The organism is Dictyobacter arantiisoli (assembly GCF_008326305.1).
Lineage (GTDB): Bacteria > Chloroflexota > Ktedonobacteria > Ktedonobacterales > Ktedonobacteraceae > Dictyobacter > Dictyobacter arantiisoli.
Map to the genome: position 1 here is coordinate 1 of NZ_BIXY01000001.1, position 17,846 is coordinate 17,846.

General features: G+C 48.3%; 14 protein-coding genes. 7 read left to right on the top strand and 7 right to left on the bottom strand.

Annotated features, from left to right (window positions below; translation table 11 throughout):
* Positions 1-399 precede the first annotated feature (399 nt).
* Positions 400-1,218 carry a helix-turn-helix domain-containing protein gene (locus F1593_RS00005; protein WP_149399027.1) on the bottom strand — a complete coding sequence of 273 codons (819 nt, stop codon included), beginning with the start codon at positions 1,216-1,218 and terminating at the stop codon, positions 400-402.
* A 194-nt stretch (positions 1,219-1,412) separates the two neighbouring features.
* On the opposite strand from F1593_RS00005, the gene F1593_RS00010 reads away from it, so the two are divergent.
* The 5 genes from F1593_RS00010 (at position 1,413) to F1593_RS00030 (ending at position 9,346) form a co-directional block, all read left to right on the top strand.
* Positions 1,413-3,185, top strand: coding sequence for a long-chain-fatty-acid--CoA ligase (locus F1593_RS00010; protein WP_149399029.1), 1,773 nt, complete (start codon positions 1,413-1,415; stop codon positions 3,183-3,185).
* A gap of 142 nt (positions 3,186-3,327) precedes the next feature.
* Positions 3,328-5,121, top strand: a complete 1,794-nt coding sequence (locus F1593_RS00015) for an acyl-CoA dehydrogenase FadE (protein ID WP_216368732.1) — start codon at positions 3,328-3,330, stop codon at positions 5,119-5,121.
* A gap of 93 nt (positions 5,122-5,214) precedes the next feature.
* Positions 5,215-5,613, top strand: a complete 399-nt coding sequence (locus tag F1593_RS00020) for a hotdog family protein (protein WP_149399031.1) — start codon at positions 5,215-5,217, stop codon at positions 5,611-5,613.
* 119 nt (positions 5,614-5,732) lie between these two features.
* Positions 5,733-6,941, top strand: coding sequence for a thiolase family protein (locus F1593_RS00025; protein WP_149399033.1), 1,209 nt, complete (start codon positions 5,733-5,735; stop codon positions 6,939-6,941).
* Between the two features lie 2 nt (positions 6,942-6,943).
* Positions 6,944-9,346 carry a 3-hydroxyacyl-CoA dehydrogenase/enoyl-CoA hydratase family protein gene (locus F1593_RS00030; protein WP_149399035.1) on the top strand — a complete coding sequence of 801 codons (2,403 nt, stop codon included), beginning with the start codon at positions 6,944-6,946 and terminating at the stop codon, positions 9,344-9,346.
* A 153-nt stretch (positions 9,347-9,499) separates the two neighbouring features.
* On the opposite strand, the gene F1593_RS00035 is transcribed toward F1593_RS00030, so the two are convergent.
* The 5 genes from F1593_RS00035 to F1593_RS28830 all read right to left on the bottom strand — a co-directional run bounded on the left by F1593_RS00035 (position 9,500) and on the right by F1593_RS28830 (position 14,015).
* Entirely contained in the window at positions 9,500-9,994 is a 495-nt protein-coding gene (locus F1593_RS00035; protein WP_149399038.1) for a GNAT family N-acetyltransferase, read from the bottom strand.
* A 307-nt stretch (positions 9,995-10,301) separates the two neighbouring features.
* Positions 10,302-11,420, bottom strand: coding sequence for an ABC transporter ATP-binding protein (locus F1593_RS00040; protein WP_149399040.1), 1,119 nt, complete (start codon positions 11,418-11,420; stop codon positions 10,302-10,304).
* An 859-nt stretch (positions 11,421-12,279) separates the two neighbouring features.
* Positions 12,280-12,717 carry a nitroreductase/quinone reductase family protein gene (locus F1593_RS00045; RefSeq protein WP_149399042.1) on the bottom strand — a complete coding sequence of 146 codons (438 nt, stop codon included), beginning with the start codon at positions 12,715-12,717 and terminating at the stop codon, positions 12,280-12,282.
* A 369-nt stretch (positions 12,718-13,086) separates the two neighbouring features.
* Entirely contained in the window at positions 13,087-13,584 is a 498-nt protein-coding gene (locus tag F1593_RS00050) for a MarR family winged helix-turn-helix transcriptional regulator (protein ID WP_172631738.1), read from the bottom strand.
* A gap of 245 nt (positions 13,585-13,829) precedes the next feature.
* Positions 13,830-14,015, bottom strand: coding sequence for a transposase (locus F1593_RS28830; protein ID WP_216368733.1), 186 nt, complete (start codon positions 14,013-14,015; stop codon positions 13,830-13,832).
* A 601-nt stretch (positions 14,016-14,616) separates the two neighbouring features.
* Between F1593_RS28830 and F1593_RS00060 the strand changes: the two genes are divergently transcribed.
* Positions 14,617-14,850, top strand: a complete 234-nt coding sequence (locus F1593_RS00060) for a hypothetical protein (RefSeq protein WP_149399046.1) — start codon at positions 14,617-14,619, stop codon at positions 14,848-14,850.
* A 459-nt stretch (positions 14,851-15,309) separates the two neighbouring features.
* Here F1593_RS00060 and F1593_RS00065 read toward each other — a convergent pair whose 3' ends face one another.
* Positions 15,310-16,239 carry a methyltransferase domain-containing protein gene (locus F1593_RS00065; protein ID WP_172631739.1) on the bottom strand — a complete coding sequence of 310 codons (930 nt, stop codon included), beginning with the start codon at positions 16,237-16,239 and terminating at the stop codon, positions 15,310-15,312.
* Positions 16,240-16,634: 395 nt separating this feature from the next.
* On the opposite strand from F1593_RS00065, the gene F1593_RS00070 reads away from it, so the two are divergent.
* Complete coding sequence (locus tag F1593_RS00070; protein ID WP_149399050.1) at positions 16,635-17,804, top strand: GAF domain-containing protein; 1,170 nt, start codon at positions 16,635-16,637, stop codon at positions 17,802-17,804.
* Positions 17,805-17,846: the final 42 nt, after the last annotated feature.

A 17,846-nucleotide genomic window follows, 5' to 3' on the forward strand; every position in this document is an offset into this window, starting at 1 on the left:
CAAAGTGTTTGATTCCCATTGTCTTCGCCATCCTGGCGCATGAGTTTTCGCACCAATGGTGCTCAAACAGATTTTTATTATGTGATGTAGAAAAGGTTCTTCGAACCTTTTCTACATCACATAATAAAAAGGGCGCAGGCGCGCCTGCGCCTGCCAGCAGGTATCCCGATGGTGATGGGAATCAAACACTCTCTCAGAGTGTGTCAGCCTCCCGTGGTCTCCACGGTCTCTGTGCATGAGTTTTCGCACCTGCGGTGCTCAAACATCTTTTTAGTGTGTGATGCAGAAAAAGTTCTTCGAACTTTTTCTGCATCACACACTAAAAAGGGCGCAGGCGCGCATGCGCCTGCCAGCCAGTGAGCAGCAAGATCCCGCTGGTATTGGGAGGCTGACACATTCTCAGTGTAAAAAATGGTTCCCGGGCTGCCAGCCCTGCGCACAATACACATCCAGTGTCTGCTGATCCCCCGGTACATAGCTCACCATCGAATAATTGGAGAGATTTGTAAATACCGTGGTCGCGGTGCGCAAGGTGATACGACCCAGATCATCATGCTGGATTTGAAAGACGAATGACGGCGCAGGCTTACTGCGTGTATATACCGAAGAGGCAATACGCCGATATTCAGGATAGTCGCGCAAGGTTTTAATCAGTGCTTTATACTCACTCAGATGGGTCAGAGTACGCGTGTTATACAAAAAATCGCTGACGAGGCGACGAGCTAAATTCTCCCACCCATGAAAACGCTTGCGCATCTCTGGATCAAAGACCAGTTCCAAGAGATGAATATGTTCGTGGTTCTCCAACACTTTCTGAACCTCAAAAAGATAGATTGATGCCTCATTCCAGGAATGAAGGAACCATAAATTATCCAATGAGTGCGCTGGATAAGAGGTATTTAATACCAGCAAACGAGCCAGTGCGCCCAGATCAAGCAGGGTACTCTCCATTTGATCAGTATCCACAAATTGTCCCGTCTGACGGTTATACGCTTCAAAGAAACTGACACGATCTCCTGTGCTTAACTCAAGCACCCGCGCTATATTTTGTACCACCTGCGGTGAGGGATTGGCACGCTGTCCCGTTTCTAGATGATAAACATAGGTGCGTGAGAGGCGCGTCGCCTGCGCAAGCTGACCTTGCGAAATACCACGCCTCTGGCGGTAATATGTTACCAACTGAGCAAACGGTGAAATTTCATGAGTCTTATCAAGCATCCCTATATCCTCAACAGTTACATTTTCGTTAGCTATCTGCACATTATGACGTAAAAAATGTTAGCTGGCAACATGTTCATATTCACACAGGTACCATATAATTATGAATAGTGGGTTGTTGCTTGTAGGTAGCGACAAAGTTGTCGCCCAGGTGTCCTATATGGGATGCCCCTATGGAGAGGAGCTATTACCGAATGTCTGATCCGTCGTTAATACACAACACACAAGCAGAGCAGCACTCAATCAAGCCAACGAACGTTGATCCGGTAATGCCTTCTTATCCCTGGCTACACCACTATGATGCTGGTGTTCCAAGACAGCTTGACATACCGGAAAGATCCCTTACCTCGATTTTAGATAATGCAGCCAAAAATTATCCACATCAGACTGCCTTTATCTATTATGGGAACAGGATCTCCTATGCTCAATTTTCAAATCTCGCGAACCGTTTTGCGATTGAGTTGCAACGTCTGGGAGTGCAAAAAGGGGACCGCGTCGCCATTGCACTGCCAAATATTCCACAATTTCCGATTGCTTTCTTTGGAACCCTGCGCGTAGGGGCGGTTGCCGTTCCTACCAATCCATTGTACACCGAACGCGAGATGCAACATCAACTCGCCGATTCTGGAGCCAAAGTGCTGGTTGTCCTTGATAGATTTTATCCTATAGTTCGCAATATTCGTCAGCAAACAAGCCTGGAACAGATCATTGTCACCAGTCCAGCGGATTTTCTGCCACCCTTGCTCCAGAAATTGTATCCCTTGAGCTTACGAGGCACCAAACAACCTCAACTACCTCTGACCAAAAGGGAGGTTGCGCAAGATCCAGGCTTGCATTTCATGCAACCCTTCTTGAAGTCACGCACAAAAGGTGGGATCGAGCTTTTCCATTTACCAGTCCATATCCAGGGCAATGATCTGGCGATACTTCAATATACAGGTGGCACAACTGGCCTCTCCAAAGGAGCCATGCTGACGCACCGCAATGTCCTGGCAAATGCGATGCAAACACGCTATTGGGTACCTCGCGTCAAAGATGGCACGGAAATAACCCTCTGTGTCACGCCGCTTTTCCATGCCTATGGTTTGACAGTCGGCATGAATCTCTCTATTCTCGCCGCCGCTACTATGGTTTTACTGCCACAGTTTAAAGCAAAAGACGTGCTCGAGGCCGTTCACCGCTATCATCCCAGCATGTTCCCTGGTATTCCAACTATGTATGTCGCTATTATGAGAGAAGCAGAGAAACATCCCGAATATCTAAAATCTGTAAAATATTGTATTAGCGGCGCATCTCCGTTAGCAGCCAAAATCCAGGCTGATTTCGAAAAGATTACCAGCGGCAAACTGGTTGAAGGCTATGGATTAAGCGAGGCTGCACCGGTCACACACTGCAATCCTCTCTCAGATCAGTGCCGTAACGGCAGTATCGGTCTGCCAGTACCCGACGTTGAGGCCGCGATTATCAATAGCATAACCGGCACATCTCTTCCAGCGGGCGAGGTGGGTGAAATCGTGGTCAAAGGCCCAAACATCATGCAGGGCTACTGGCAACGTACCACGGAGACACAGGAAATGTTTATCAATGGCTGGATGCGCACCGGCGATATCGGCAAAATGGATGAGGATGGCTTCTTTTATGTAGTGGAGCGCGCCAAGGATATGATTATCGCCAGCGGCTTCAATGTCTATCCGCGTGAAATCGAAGAGGTGCTCTTCCAGCATCCAGCTATCGCCGAGGCTGCGGTTGCGGGTGTGCCGGATTCCTATCGTGGAGAAACTGTGGCAGCATTTATTGTCCTCAAGGAAGGATTTACTCCCTCGGAAAAGTTAGAACAAGAGATTGTGCTATTCTGTAAGCAACAACTTGCAGCATATAAAGTTCCGAAACGCCTGGAATTCCGCGACCAATTGCCAAAATCCATTATTGGCAAAGTCTTACGTAGAGAATTACGCAAACAAACCTGATACTCATTCTTTCTACGAGCAATAACAACTGATACATCATTGTAAAGCGATGTATTAGAACAGAATGCACCCTGGCAGGCGCAATGGTGCGCCTGCCCATTCACACAAGTAGTGTCTGCATATTCGGAGGAGAAGAACGACCATGTCAACGACCACGAAACCAATGGAAGCAGGGACAGCATTTCTTACCAATCCTGTGCATGAGAATGCAGCCAAGATATTCACATTGGAGGAGCGGGATGAGGAGCAGCGCTGGATTGAGGAGTCGGCGCATACCTTTGTGACACGCGAAGTATTGCCGAAAGTTGAGGCCATTGATCGTCAGGAACCGGGTGTAATGCCTGGATTGGTCAAACAGGCTGGCGAGCAGGGTTTGTTGATGATCGATATCCCAGAGCAATATGGTGGCGCTGAATTGGGATTACTGACCAGTGCGCTGGTGGCTTCTCAGTTGCGCGAGGCTTCGTTCAGTGTGGCTTTCGGAGCCCATACCACCATTGGAACTCTGCCCATTGTCTATTATGGGACGGAAGAGCAGAAACAGCAGTATCTCCCCAAATTAGCCAGCGGCGAGTGGATCTCAGCCTATGCCTTGACCGAGCCAGGCGTGGGTTCAGATGCGATGGGACTCAGCACACACGCCAAGCTTTCAGAGGATGGTACCCATTATATTCTCAATGGTACCAAGCAGTGGATCTCGAATGCGGGCTTTGCTGATCTGTTTGTCGTCTTTGCTCGCATTGGCAATGAGCGTCCTTCGGCCTTTATTGTGGAAGCAAGCTGGCCTGGCATCTCGCTGGGAAGCGAAGAGAATAAGATGGGTATCAAAGGCTCATCTACCCGTCAGGTGATCTTTGAGGATGCGAAAGTTCCGGTCGCGAATGTGCTGGGTGAACTGCATAAAGGCTACAAAATTGCCTTCAATATCCTCAATATCGGACGCTTGAAGTTGGGCGCTGGCAGCGTTGGTGGCTCAATCTCAGCATTGGGTCTGGCCGCAACATATACCACCGAGCGCAAAGCTTTTGGGAAATTCCTGCATAATTTCGGTATGATCAAAAAGAAACTCGCACGCATGGCCGCGGAAACCTATGCCGCCGAGAGCGAGGTATTTCGGACCGCTGGCAATATCGCACAGGCCCAGAAAAGCGCGGGCTCTGATACCGAGACGGTCTTCAAATCCATTGAAGAATATGCTATCGAGGCTTCTATCGCCAAAGTCCATGGCAGCGAAGTGCTGGCTCTGGTCGTGGATGAAGGCGTACAGATCTTCGGCGGCTACGGCTTTATGCATGAATATCCCATTGAGAAAGCCTACCGCGATGCGCGTATCCAGCGCATCTTCGAAGGCACCAATGAGATTAACCGTATCGTCGCAGTCACAACACTCTTCCGCCGCGCTATGGCTGGCAAGATCGATCTGATGACAAAATATCCTGCCATCGAGGCACGTATGAAGGCGGATCAGGTACCTGCTGGTGTAGGTGAAGAGGTACCTGCCGAGTTGCGTGAGGGCGTCAATGCCCTGGAACGCGCAAAAGACGCTACCATCTATGCCACCATGCAGATCGCACTTAAGTACATGCAGAATCCCAATGCACTGGCTGAAGAGCAAGAGTTTATTGAGTATCTGGCAAACCTGTTGATCGATCTCTACGCCGCCGATAGCGCGCTGGCACGCGCCATCAATGTCACGAAAGCGGGAGATGAAAAGAGCAGTACCCATATCAAATTGGCCCAACTGGCAACGCTGACCGCACTGACACGTATCCGTAGCAATCTGGAGCAGTTGATTAGCGCCTATGTGGATGAGGCACGGGCTGAAAAAGTTCTGAGCCGCGTACGCACCTATGTCGGTGACTATCGCATCAACGGTGTTCAGTTACAACGCGAAATTGCCGCTCTGGTCATTGAAAAGCAAGGTTATCCATTGTAGACCAATCCCGGTATTCCATCCAGGCACCACTATGTCGGGATCGCAAGCGCACACGGCATAGTGGTCGACCACACTCTGAAGAGAGAAGGCACCATGCAAATCGGAGACATTAAAAAGTGGAAACGTACCTTCACAGACGAAGATGTACGCCTTTTCGGCAAGGTATCCAGAGATATGGGTACCCACCATATCCTGCCAGATGAACAGGGACGCGTCATGGTTCATGGCTTATTAACAGCTACCCTGCCTACCAAGCTCAGCGGAGAACTTAATTTTATCGCCCATGACCTATCTTTTGAATTTATTCGCCCTGTCTTTGTCGGAGATACCGTTCACTGTATGGTCACGATTACTCATCTAGAGCAGGTGGATAATCGCACCAAAGTGACGGCAGCGGTTCTTTGTCACAATCAGTATGGCAAAATTGTGCTGCGCGGCCATACGGCTGGAATTATTCGTGAGCCACAACCAATGAGTGTTGGTCTGCTTTAAGCGCCGCTCTATCTTTTAAAACAACAATCATTGAATTGACAAAATAGTCCATCATGCACGGCGTGCCGGATACATCTACCTGATACGCCATGTGTGGTGATGCAAAGGAGCAAGTAGCCATGGCTGAAGCTGTTATTGTCAGTGCCGTCCGTACGCCAATTGGACGTGCCCATAAAGGCTCTTTAAAAGATGTACGCCCGGATGATCTGGCCGCGCTCGTTGTCAGAACGGCGGTTGAGCGTGTCCCACAACTTGATCGCGCCTTGATTGAGGATGTTATTTTAGGCTGTGCCTTTCCTGAAGGTGAGCAGGGTATGAATCTGGCTCGCCTTGTCGGAGCATTAGCCGGTCTGCCCGAAACGGCTGGCGGTGTTACTGTCAATCGTTTTTGTGCCTCAAGCTTACAGGCAGTCAATATGGCAGCGCAAAATATTCTCCTGGATCTGGGAGAGGTGATTATCGCCGGTGGCGTGGAAAGCATGTCCCGTGTGCCCATGGGCGGCTTCAATCCCAGCTATAATCTTCGCTTGCTGGACTCACTCAGCGAACAGGAAAAGCAGAAGCTCCAGGCCAGCCCTTATCCTTCCTGCGAACTGGAATATGCTCATTCCAGCTATATCCCTATGGGTCTCACCGCTGAAAATGTCGCCAAACAATATCAGATCAGCCGCGAAGCCCAGGATGCCTTTGCTTTACGCAGTCATCAACGCGCTATAGCTGCCATGGATAATGGAATCTTTCAGCGCGAAATAGTGCCCGTTCCCTTGCCTCAAGGCGGTGTCCTGGAGCACGATGAAGGACCACGCCGGGATACCTCTCTGGCAAAACTCGCCAGCCTGGAGCCAGCCTTTGTCAAAGATGGTACCGTCACTGCTGGCAATTCCAGTCCCCTCAATGATGGCGCTGCCGCGCTCGTGATGATGTCAGCTGACCGCGCTCGTGAACTGGGCATTGCCCCTCTGGCACGCGTCCATACCATGGCTGTCGCGGGCGTCCGCCCCGATGTGATGGGCATTGGTCCGATACCAGCAATCCGCAAAGTGTTAAAACGCGCCAATATGCAACTTAGCGACATCGATATCATTGAACTCAATGAAGCCTTTGCCGCGCAGAGTCTGGCCGTGGTACAGACGCTGGGCATCGATGAAGAGAAGCTTAATCCCCATGGTGGCGCAATTGCAATTGGACATCCTCTGGGCTGTAGTGGCGCACGCCTGGTTGGCGCGCTCATCAACGATCTTCAGACCAGAGATAAAACGTTCGGTATTGCCACGCTCTGTATCGGTGGCGGGCAGGGACTGGCAACATTGATTGAGAGGATATCGTAGCCATGGCATATACTATTCACAGCGCAGCTGTCATTGGGGCAGGTGTTATGGGAGCCGCAATTGCGGCTCATCTCGCCAATGTGGGCATCCCCAGTTTGCTGCTCGATATCGTGCCGGAGAACGCCAAAGATCGCAATAGTATTGCCCGCACCGGCCTCGAAAAGACGCTCAAATCTCGACCAGCCTCGTTCTATAGTAAACGCGGTGCCCAATTAGTCACTATTGGCAACATCGAGGATGACCTGGAAAAATTAGCACAGGTCGATTGGATTATCGAGGCCGTGGTTGAACGTCCTGATATCAAACAGCAACTCTATAACAAGATTGAGAAAGTCCTGCAACCGCACACGATTATCAGTTCGAATACATCGGGCCTGCCAGCTCACCTGTTAATTGAGGGACGGTCAGAACAATTTCGCCAGCACTTTCTGATCACCCACTTCTTTAATCCAGTGCGTTATATGCGCCTGCTGGAACTGGTCCCCACGGTGGATACCGATCCGGCCCTGCTGCAATTTATGCGGATCTTTGGGACGGAAAAATTGGGTAAAGGCATCGTAATCTGTAAGGATACACCAAACTTCATTGCCAATCGCCTCGGCGTCTACGTCTCCTTGAATACTATTCAGCATGCGCTCAACGAGGGCTATAGTGTCAACGAAGTAGATACCATTCTGGGCACGAGTATGGGGCGTCCGAAATCAGCTGTCTTCCGTACAGCCGATCTCTCTGGCCTGGATACGCTGATGCATGTGGCAAACAATCTGTATAAAAACGCCCCGGACGATGAGCAGCGCGAGACGTTCCGCATACCACCTATCGTCCAGCAAATCATCGACAAGGGATGGCTCGGTGAAAAGAGTGGTCAGGGCTTCTACAAACGGGTCAAGGGACCGGATGGAGCCTCAGCCATCCTTGAGCTGAACCTGCAAACGCTGGAGTATGAACCACAGACAAAACAGCGCTTCGCCTCCCTGGGCGCAGCTCGCCGTCTGGATACACCGGCTCAGAAAATCAAAGCCGTCCTGCAGGGGGATGATCGTGCCAGCCATCTCGCGCGCGAAACGACTGCCGCAGCTCTTACGTATGCCGCTAATCGTGCGCAAGAGATCGCGGAGAGTGTGGTGGATATTGATAATGCCCTGCGCTGGGGCTTCAACTTTGAACTGGGCAATTTCGAGCTCTGGGATGTTCTCTTGCAGGAACCGGCCTTACTGGCACAAATCTTTCCAGAGCAAGAGCTACCCGAACTCGTCCGCCGCGTGCAGGAAAAAGGACAGGGTACCTTCTATATCACCGGCAATGGACAAAAACAGTTCTTCGATTTCCACACGGATACCTATCAACCAGTCCCTACGACAGAGAATGTCATCTCTCTGAGTACCTTTAAAGCTGGCCCAATCACCCAGGGCCAGGGTGTCATTAAAGACAATGGCTCGGCATCCCTCATCGATCTCGGAGACGGCATTGCCTGCCTTGAGTTTCATACCAAAATGAACTCGATTGATGAAGGGATCATCGAGATGATGCGCTACGCTGTTGAAGACGGAGCAAAACAGTTCAGAGCACTGGTTATCAACAACGAGGCACCTGATTTTTCGGCTGGTGCCAATCTATTCCTGGTATTGATGGGTGCACGCCAGGGAGCCTGGGATATGCTAGAAGGTGCTATTTCAGGATTACAACAGGCGCATCAACTACTGAAATACAGTTCCCTGCCAGTCGTCGTAGCGCCACGCGGACGTGCTCTGGGAGGTGGTTGTGAAATTATCCTGCATGCTCACCACACGCGAGCCCTGGCGGAGTCCTATATCGGTCTGGTTGAAGTAGGTGTTGGCTTGATACCAGCCGGTGGCGGGAGTAAAGAGTACCTCTTGCGCATGGGAGCTGGTGTTGAGAGCCAGAAAGATGGCAAAGGAAACGGACCATTTACACCAGCGCGGCGTGCCTTTGAAACCATCGCCGTCGCCACGGTCTCAACCAGCGCCGTTGAAGCACAGGAACTTCGCTTCCTGCGTAAAACGGATGCCATCACGGTCAATCCAGAAACCCTCTTACGCGACGCCAAAGCTGATGCCATCAAACTGGCTGAAGCCAAAGCCGCTGGAACCTGGCAGCCAGCTCAACCACAGCAGTTGCTCCTACCGGGAACAGGCGCACGCCTTGTGCTTGAGCAACAGATTGAAGGTATGCTCCTGACAGGGAAAGTCAGTGAACATGATGCCGTGGTGGGACGTCATCTCGCTCACGTGCTCACAGGAGGAGACTGTTCGCCCATCACACCGGTCAGCGAACAATACGTCCTCGATCTTGAGCGTGCGGCCTTCTTGAGCCTCTGTGGCATGGAGAAGACCCAGGAACGTATCCAGTATACCCTGGAAACAGGAAAGACACTGCGCAATTAAAACCCGCGTCTCCTCCTTGCATAACAAAAAGGCAACCTCTTATTCCCAAACGAAAATGAGGTTGCCTTTTTGTTATGCTACACCGGCTCACTCCAGCAAGACGGGGACCCTATACAGTGTAGTAGGATAGGAAAAGCCGCTTTCAGCCCTTACTTAATCTAAGCGAAGCAGGAATTCTTCCACCTCCTCGCCGCGTGCATGAGAAAATCCCTTGCCCTCTCCGATCCTCAAGAACCCACATTTTTCCAGAACGCGCAGAGAGCCGATATTGTCTTTAGCAGCACGAGCATACAGGGGGCGATCTTTTATGTGATTCAGAAAGGCGATCAGCGCCCTGGTCGCAATACCCTTACTCCAGTAGGGCTTTCCAATCCAATAGGTAACTTCTGGCTGCTCGTCTTCATCAATATATTTCGAGACCGAGCCTGCCACCTGCCCATCGAAGAGGATCGTTTGTATGCTGCTCGTCTCATCACTCAAAATCCTTGTCCAGTGTGCCATAAAGGCATCCTTATCCGCCGGATCTTTGGTGGTGAAGGCGGCCATATAATTCGCCTCCGGGTCTAACTGCTGGTCGAAGAAAATAGGGAGGTCATTCATCGTTACGTCCCGCAAGACAATGCCGGGGGTGAATGCTTGTCTTTCCATTTTACCCTCTCATCTAATCCAAAGTAGCAGCCACCCTTCATGGGTGGAGAGAACCGACCCTCTTACTTCCGTGCGTTAACGCAACCCCGAAAAATATATCACCTGATGTTTGGCGCGTCTTCGGAACGAGACGTATGTACGACTCCACTCGTGAAGGACAATATCGCTTAAACAAAGGGTGGCTGCTACTTTGCATGCGCGATACTCAAAAAAAAGCAACAGTGCATATATTCATATTGTGCACTGTTGCAAACATATGAATGTGGAGCTACTCCTGGCTCCTCATGCACATGAGATAGCTATTTAGTTAGAAAATAGCTTCGCCGGTGTCAGTATCGAACAAATGAATCTGATCGCTATCAACAAACAGGCGGATCTTGTTACCGGCGGTAACATGAGCACGGGGATCAAGGGTTGCGACGATATTCTTGCCACCAGTGGTGAGATATACCTGTAATTCGTTACCAAGGTTCTCGACCACATCAACAGAAGCATCGATAGCCGAGCGGATATCTCCATGGTTGCTATTGGCGCTAACCAGGTTGACATCTTCCAGGTGAACCGGGCGGATACCAAAGGTAAGATTGCGGTCAGCAGCAGCACGAGCGCGCTCCTCATAAATCTGAGGAACTTCTACTTTACCAATGCCCTCAAGAATCACCGAGGTGCGGCCATCAACGGTACCAACTTTAGCTCCAGGAATGAAGTTCATAGCAGGGGAACCAATGAAACCAGCTACAAAAATATTGGCAGGATGATCATACAGTTCCTGTGGGGCACCCAGCTGCTGGATAACGCCACCATTCAAGACGGCAATGCGATCACCCATCGTCATGGCTTCAACCTGGTCGTGGGTTACATAGACCATGGTTGTCTGAATGCGCTGGTGCAGTTTGATGATCTCTGCACGTGTCGCAACACGCAATTTAGCATCCAGGTTGGAAAGAGGCTCGTCCATCAAGAAGACTTGCGCTTCACGGACAATAGCACGTCCCAGAGCAACACGCTGACGCTGACCACCGGACAACTCTTTTGGCTTACGTTTGAGGAATGGCTGGAGACCAAGGATCTCAGCGGCTTCTTCCACGCGTTTCTTGATTTGATCTTTGGGGAAGTGACGCAACTTCAGACCGAAAGCCATGTTGTCAAATACGGTCATATGGGGATAAAGAGCGTAGTTCTGGAAGACCATGGCGATGTCGCGGTCCTTAGGATCTACACCATTGACGACGCGGTCGCCAATATAAATTTCACCCTCGGTCGGCTCTTCCAGACCTGCAATCATACGTAAGCAGGTACTTTTACCACAACCGGAAGGTCCAACGAGGACGAGGAATTCTTTGTCTTTGACATCAATGCTGATGTCGTGCACAACTTCGACCTTATTGAAGGTCTTGTATACATGGTCAAAACGTACTTGTGCCATGAAGGTTAACTCCTTTTTCGCTTCTGTAACAGGTTCATTCCTGTTACCCCTCACATTATTTAAAGAAGCATTCGCTTAGTGCCAGCATTGCAACTGATCCCGTATCAGCTGGGAGTCAATGTGGCCTCTTAACATCATACCGTCCATTGAGTTTCGAAAAGCTCTTGTTTTGTAGATGTTAAACGAGAGTATACCATATCGAGTGCTGAAAGTGAAGCTTACAAGCGCTGATTTTGAGCAGTTTTCTGGCGTGGGTAAAAAATTGGGATCATCCCAACATTTGGGGAATAAAGCTTGCTTGTTTGCCTCTCTACAGAGAGAATAGAGAGCCTCTGTTCAACTGCTCATCGAAGCAGATATGTTTCCTGCTCGCATCCTACGTCCCTTTTTTGCCTTTGTTTTGATTCTGTACAAAGTCATGTGCGTGGTGATAGAGTAGGAGGAAAAAGCCAAAGAGAAGGGATTATCAAATCATGATCAAATCTCTAAACGAATATCTACATGTATTGCCTAATAGACTTTAACGTCTCATGGTGTGGCCTCTCATCGTGTTTATCTATGCCTGGTCAGATAGGAGTGGAGCACATCCAGTTCCTGGACTCAGCATCGTAGTGGCTGCGCTCTGGTTCGGGTGTATTTCACTTCCACTCTTGATCCTGAACCTTCCCATTTTCCTCATATGGAAGCTCTTCCTCAACAGGTATACTATTTCCCAAACCTGTAAATTGCATCTTAATGCCAAGATGTACAGGTTTGGAAAACAGAAAAGCTTTGATGATGAACGTTTCCCCGTTGTAACTTTGTATGACTCTTCCTATCATTTCCATCACCAAGGCTTCCGCGCTAGTGATCAGACATGCTAGCTATTTGTACGCGTAAGCCGAATAACTGGAATTTCACGTATGCCTTTTGTTTGCTCTAAATTTAGAGCAAAATGAGAAGACAGAGAGAGTGCTTGTGCATAAAATCGATCCCATTCTGGTTTCGGCACGAGAGAGGCCCGTACGTTCACTACCTCCTCCCCTAGTTCAATAGATGCTTGTGGATTCGCCAGCAGATTATAGTACCATCCAGGATAGCGAGGGCGGCCGTTATTAGAGGCCATGACAAACCAGTGATCACCCTCGGTGATGTAGCCTGTAGGGTTTACTCGATCCTCCCCACTTTTTACACCCATTGTATGAAGAAGGAGTACAGGGACACCTTCAAAAACTCCGCCAAGCGTGCCCTTGTTTGCACGGAATTCCTGCATAACCTGTTGATTCAAATTCTGGTCGGCCTGATTTGGGGTTGACATAGTTTTCTCCTATGAAACTGGTACTTGATCAGTTTCTTGATAGTATTTGGAACGGTAATGGTAAATGACTTGAAAGGTAGGCACAAGTTGACCCGAATGTTGCACAGTTGCCCTCACTGTTGAGCCTCCGTGATGTATCGGATGCTCGCAGGCTCCTGGAGCCAATCAAGGTGTTCGAGAGAGGGGAATGCATGAGCCGGGTGAGCGAGCAATTTCCTCCTGCACTTCTGTACTGCTCTCAAGATAGCCTCAGTGTTCTTCAAGCGCAATGATTTTCATATCGTTTTTTCTTTCCGTTTCCCCAATGCGAAGAGTACACTCACGCCACGCGCTATTTATTATGGCACCATAGCATCGGGGCAAAAAAAATTAAGATGAAAGAGCTTGAACCAACTGGTGGTGCAACTTGACGAGTAAGGTACGCAGTTGCTCCAGTTCTTCTTGCGTGAATGGAGCAAGGAGCGCCTTGATCTTGTAGAAACGCTCGGAGAAGATCTGGTCAAAGAGGGCAAGTGCGCTGGGAGCGAGGGTAATGGTTGCTTTGCGCCTATCGGTTGGATGCTCCTCGCGGCGAATATGTCCCGAATGCTCCAGCCCGACCAGTAAGCCGGTAATGGTTCCCGGCGTCACCTTGAGCGCCACTGCCAGTTCAGACGGAGTAGACTGACCAGATGCTTTGAGAAAGGCGAGGACGGCCATCTTTCCTTCGGAAAGGGCAAACTGGTCGAAAAATGCTTGTCGATCGTTGAAGCCCTCCCCTGCAACTTGCAAGAAAAGGAGGTAGGTTTCGACCTCACGCATCTCTTCAGTGTGCATCACCTGACGGAACTCTTCCAGAAGCGGCTGGTGATCGATTGCGCGTTCCATGTCTGTCTCTCTCATTGCATCTATATTCGCCTCTCATTATTCTATGGCACCATAGTGTTTTTGTCAAGGAGGGCAAACAAGAGATACCGTGCCGTGTTCTGTGTAAGCTAGAGGCTGAACGCTCCTGGTGGTTGGCGTCAAAGCAACCTGCCGATCTTGGAGGCGAGTATCCCTTGTTTTCCTGGAGGGAGAGGCCCCACTAACCAGCGTAGATGGTGCAGTAGTTTTTGGAACGAGAAGCGGATCTACACTGCATGCAGGACTTTTACCCGTAACAAGTTGAGATGGGCACGACCGAACATTTGACGCTTCAGAAATTTCAGGCGATTGACATGCCCTTCGGTGATGCCATTGCTCCATTTGGAAGAGCAAGCGGCGTGAACAGCGGCGTAGTCTCGGCTGATCTTCTTTTTACGCTCGGCATATGTCAAGCAAGAAAATTCTTCCTCTGTTGTAGCGCTTTGTCCTTCTTGTCGCCTTGATGAAGGGAGAGCGATTTGCTTAGCAAACAACGGTAAACAACATATCATACATGCAACAACAAAAATTTCTTTTTTTAAGTCTTGCAAATCTCACAGTCTTATATAAGAGAAGCACATAAAAATTTCATTAAAATGGTCTGAATTATTTAGAATATGAGTGCATCTCTGCTACATTGCAACATATCTTTTACATCCCAAAGGTACTAAGTACGGCACAACAAATCTGAACATTTTGCATTACGGCAAAAAACTGCTATTTCATTACATATTTGCACTTTGTAAAGCTTGAAAAGTAAGAACAAATAAGGAGCGTGCAGGTTACTCTGTTCAGAGTAATGTAAAAATATTATGAAGATTTGTATAGTTTGTGTAATAAATAGCATTAAAGCACTGGACAAGCACATAAGCAATAATGCATAATAGTCATATGCATTGTTAATCTTGTTTTTACAAAGAACGAACAATGTATTTACATCGTTTGTAAGCTGTTGAATGTAGTAGCAAAGAGATAAAAACACCACCTAGAGGGTTAGGAAGGATTGGAAAAACCATGCTTGAAGCATACGAACAACGCAGCGAAGTGGCCCGCTTATTGTCTCAGATCAGCTCAGAATACGAAGCTGCACAACGTGGCCTCACAGGGTTGTCATACGGTATGTCACAACATGACTTTATTACCGCTCGGATGGAGAACATGGGCCAATTACATACACAACTACAATCAATTGTTGGTGATGTTGCAATTGCAATGATTGCAGATCGCTTAAATACAGTCCATTCATAACTCATGTGCAAGAAGAGATGGCCTTCCAATTTTTATCTCATTAATCAATCTTCGTAGCAGTGCACGTTCTTTTCAAAATATATTGTTGTAGCCATCGCCTTTAGTAATGAATCTATACAATTTTTCCTGGCATTTCCTCACTCAAGCTGAAAGGGTATCTGGCGACAGGTCAGATGTCCTTTCAGCTTGAGCGCTTTGTAGCTGGTAGCCTCCTCTATCTTCTCCCCTCTTCACAGATGATTTTTCGTGCTCAATGGCGCTCCAAAAGGGTTTATTTGTGGAATTGTTCAAGCGAAAGAAAATGTCAGGTACTTAGAGAAAGGAGGAGAGGGGCATATGAATAGAAAATTATTCTAGAGGATGAGGAAAAATCCTACCCTGCACTGTTTTTTCTCAGGGGAAATGAAACAGCGCAGGACAGGCATGGGCGCATTTAAGTACGGCAAACAGAATGCAAAGCTACTTACTAACCATGCTAAGTGGCTCTATGTGCTCAATATCAACATGCATATCTGCAAAGAAGCGTGGCTGAACCACATCCCAGACACCAGACACCACAAACTCAGTTTCTTCGTAAACAAAATTCTCGCGCTCCAGCATATTTCCCGGATCATCAGAAAAACATTGTAACCACGCTGTGACATCATCAGGGGAAAGATAGGGTGCTCCTTCACAGACAAACCATTCAGCAATACCGCGCAGATAAAAACGGAAATTCTCTGGCAAGGGATAATGGCGTACAATACGGTAAGCCTTCTCTTCTACATCGCGATAGCCAGCAGCACGTAAGTATTCAGATAATTTTGAGCCGACCCAGCTATCCTCATACGCATAGCCATTGTCTGCACGTTCCGCCTCCCACCGTTCACGCGCCTGGAAAACACGCGCCTGTAACATTGAATCAATGGTATGGAAACACATTGTCCCAAAGTCGATATCTTTGATCACCAGCCGTCCACCGGACTTTAAATACGGGCCCATAGCCGCAAATGTCTCCGCAGGCTCAGGTAAGTATTGGCTAACGTTAGCGCTAAAAATGAGATCAGCACTCCCGCATTCAAGTGGGAGCTGCTCTAACACGGCTTGCTTGTATTGTACATTCTGTCGGTACCAGGTATTGCTACTTCTCCGTTGTGCGGTCACTAACGCCTCGGCCGAAATATCAATACCCAGCATTTTTCCCTCCGCCCCAATTGCCTGGGCAAGGAGAGGCGTCCACAATCCAGGGCCGCACCCTGCATCCACAACCAGACTCCCTGCGACCAGATGTAAATCTTGAATCATCTGGCTTCTTTCTTGCAGCTTGCTCTGATGGTGCTTCATCAGCCAATCTACTGCATTTAGTGGGAGTCCACACTCATTGACATGCACAACATTGTTGACTGCCATCTTCTGCCTAATTCCTCCAGCCATCAAATGTATTATACTTTGTAAACACGTTTCATTATAAGAATTACTATACATGCCATATCACAAAAAATCAATAGTTTGTTAAACATTGTAGTTTTTCCGTTTAAACATTGTAATTTACAGGCATTAATACTAATATATATTAAAATTTGTTAATATTACTGACAACGTTTGACTTTGTTCAGGAACCATGCCCGGTAGAGGTAACTTCATGCATAGTGATATAAATAGAGCCACGAGCAACAACAATTTCTATATAAAGATGGTGTAAAGATTTTTAAATCATGTAACATTCCCTATCTCACCTATGGTATAATAACAACTGTGCATCTTATAGATATTGTGTATCTCTCAACTGAGAGAAGGAAGGTAACATGGCGAATAGACTCCCCCCGAATGAACAAGTCAAAAAGAAACGTGGACGCCCTCCTGGTCCACTGAAAGAGAAAACAGCACTTCCTCATAAGCGGGAGAGACGCTCAAGTGCTACCTCAAAGTTGAATCCTGTGTATACAGCAACAATAGAAACAAATGGTTATACAGCAAATAGTGCAGATCAAGCAATGCACAATACATCGAATGAAGAATATATAACGCCTTTTAGTACGTATATGCAAACAATTATGCATCGAGACCGTATTGAGATTGCGCGTGTCGCAAGAGAATTAACGGTTGCGGAAAATACCGTGTATCGATGGATGAATGGTACCTCGGAACCACGTGCAAACTATTTGAAACGATTGCCTGAAGTATTTCCTGAACATCGCACCCAATTGATTAATGTGATTAATGAAACATTTGGAGAGGTCATTGGAGCGCCAGTGTTAACTATCCGTGAGGTTCAGGCTGACACCTATCGGCGTGCGTTGGAAATAACAGCCAACAGCCAGGATAGCGATACACTCTTCTGGCAGATTTCTGAATTGATCTTTGATGATGCGTTAACGTTACTGGATACAGAACAGCTCGGATTGGCAATTACGTATGCAAAATTGATGCCTCCACATGAGGATGGCATTCATTCTTTGCGCGAAGTCAAAATGCATGGGCATGCTCCCTGGCCTGAGACGGTCGATAGCAAGGCTTTTCTTGGCAGCACAACCTTGGTCGGTTCGGCGGCCGTTTCACAACGAATGCAAGTTTGGAATGATATTGACAATAATCGCACACTGGTAGATATTGATGATAACGAGCATAGTGCCTGTGCGGTTCCGGTTATACGAGGAAACAGAATAGCTGGTGTCCTGATTGTCTCTAGCACACAAGCTGATTTTTTCAATAATCCTTCCGCTTGCCAGGCTGTCAGCGAATATGCCTTACTGATGGGAGTTGCCTTGTGTGATCGCGATTTCTATACATCTGCCCTTTTGCATTTAAGGCCAATGCTTCCCTTAAAAGAGCAACGTGCAGAGATCTCACGCGATTACGTGCGACGTATTATCGCATTTGCACACAAAAACGCGACATCTCGTTGTGAAGCGGAGGCTTGGATTCAGCATGAGATGGAGCTGGAGTTTGAAGCCAAAGCCCGCACAGTACAGTAGAAGGTGAATAGTGGTCCACGGCCAGTCTTCCATCTCTTTCAT

Coding starts and splice junctions, on each gene's coding strand:
- F1593_RS00005 (WP_149399027.1), bottom strand. CDS start 1,218: ATGCTTGATAAGACTCATGAAATTTCACCGTTTGCTCAGTTGGTAACA.
- F1593_RS00010 (WP_149399029.1), top strand. CDS start 1,413: ATGTCTGATCCGTCGTTAATACACAACACACAAGCAGAGCAGCACTCA.
- F1593_RS00015 (WP_216368732.1), top strand. CDS start 3,328: ATGTCAACGACCACGAAACCAATGGAAGCAGGGACAGCATTTCTTACC.
- F1593_RS00020 (WP_149399031.1), top strand. CDS start 5,215: ATGCAAATCGGAGACATTAAAAAGTGGAAACGTACCTTCACAGACGAA.
- F1593_RS00025 (WP_149399033.1), top strand. CDS start 5,733: ATGGCTGAAGCTGTTATTGTCAGTGCCGTCCGTACGCCAATTGGACGT.
- F1593_RS00030 (WP_149399035.1), top strand. CDS start 6,944: ATGGCATATACTATTCACAGCGCAGCTGTCATTGGGGCAGGTGTTATG.
- F1593_RS00035 (WP_149399038.1), bottom strand. CDS start 9,994: ATGGAAAGACAAGCATTCACCCCCGGCATTGTCTTGCGGGACGTAACG.
- F1593_RS00040 (WP_149399040.1), bottom strand. CDS start 11,420: ATGGCACAAGTACGTTTTGACCATGTATACAAGACCTTCAATAAGGTC.
- F1593_RS00045 (WP_149399042.1), bottom strand. CDS start 12,717: ATGTCAACCCCAAATCAGGCCGACCAGAATTTGAATCAACAGGTTATG.
- F1593_RS00050 (WP_172631738.1), bottom strand. CDS start 13,584: ATGGAACGCGCAATCGATCACCAGCCGCTTCTGGAAGAGTTCCGTCAG.
- F1593_RS00060 (WP_149399046.1), top strand. CDS start 14,617: ATGCTTGAAGCATACGAACAACGCAGCGAAGTGGCCCGCTTATTGTCT.
- F1593_RS00065 (WP_172631739.1), bottom strand. CDS start 16,239: ATGGCAGTCAACAATGTTGTGCATGTCAATGAGTGTGGACTCCCACTA.
- F1593_RS00070 (WP_149399050.1), top strand. CDS start 16,635: ATGGCGAATAGACTCCCCCCGAATGAACAAGTCAAAAAGAAACGTGGA.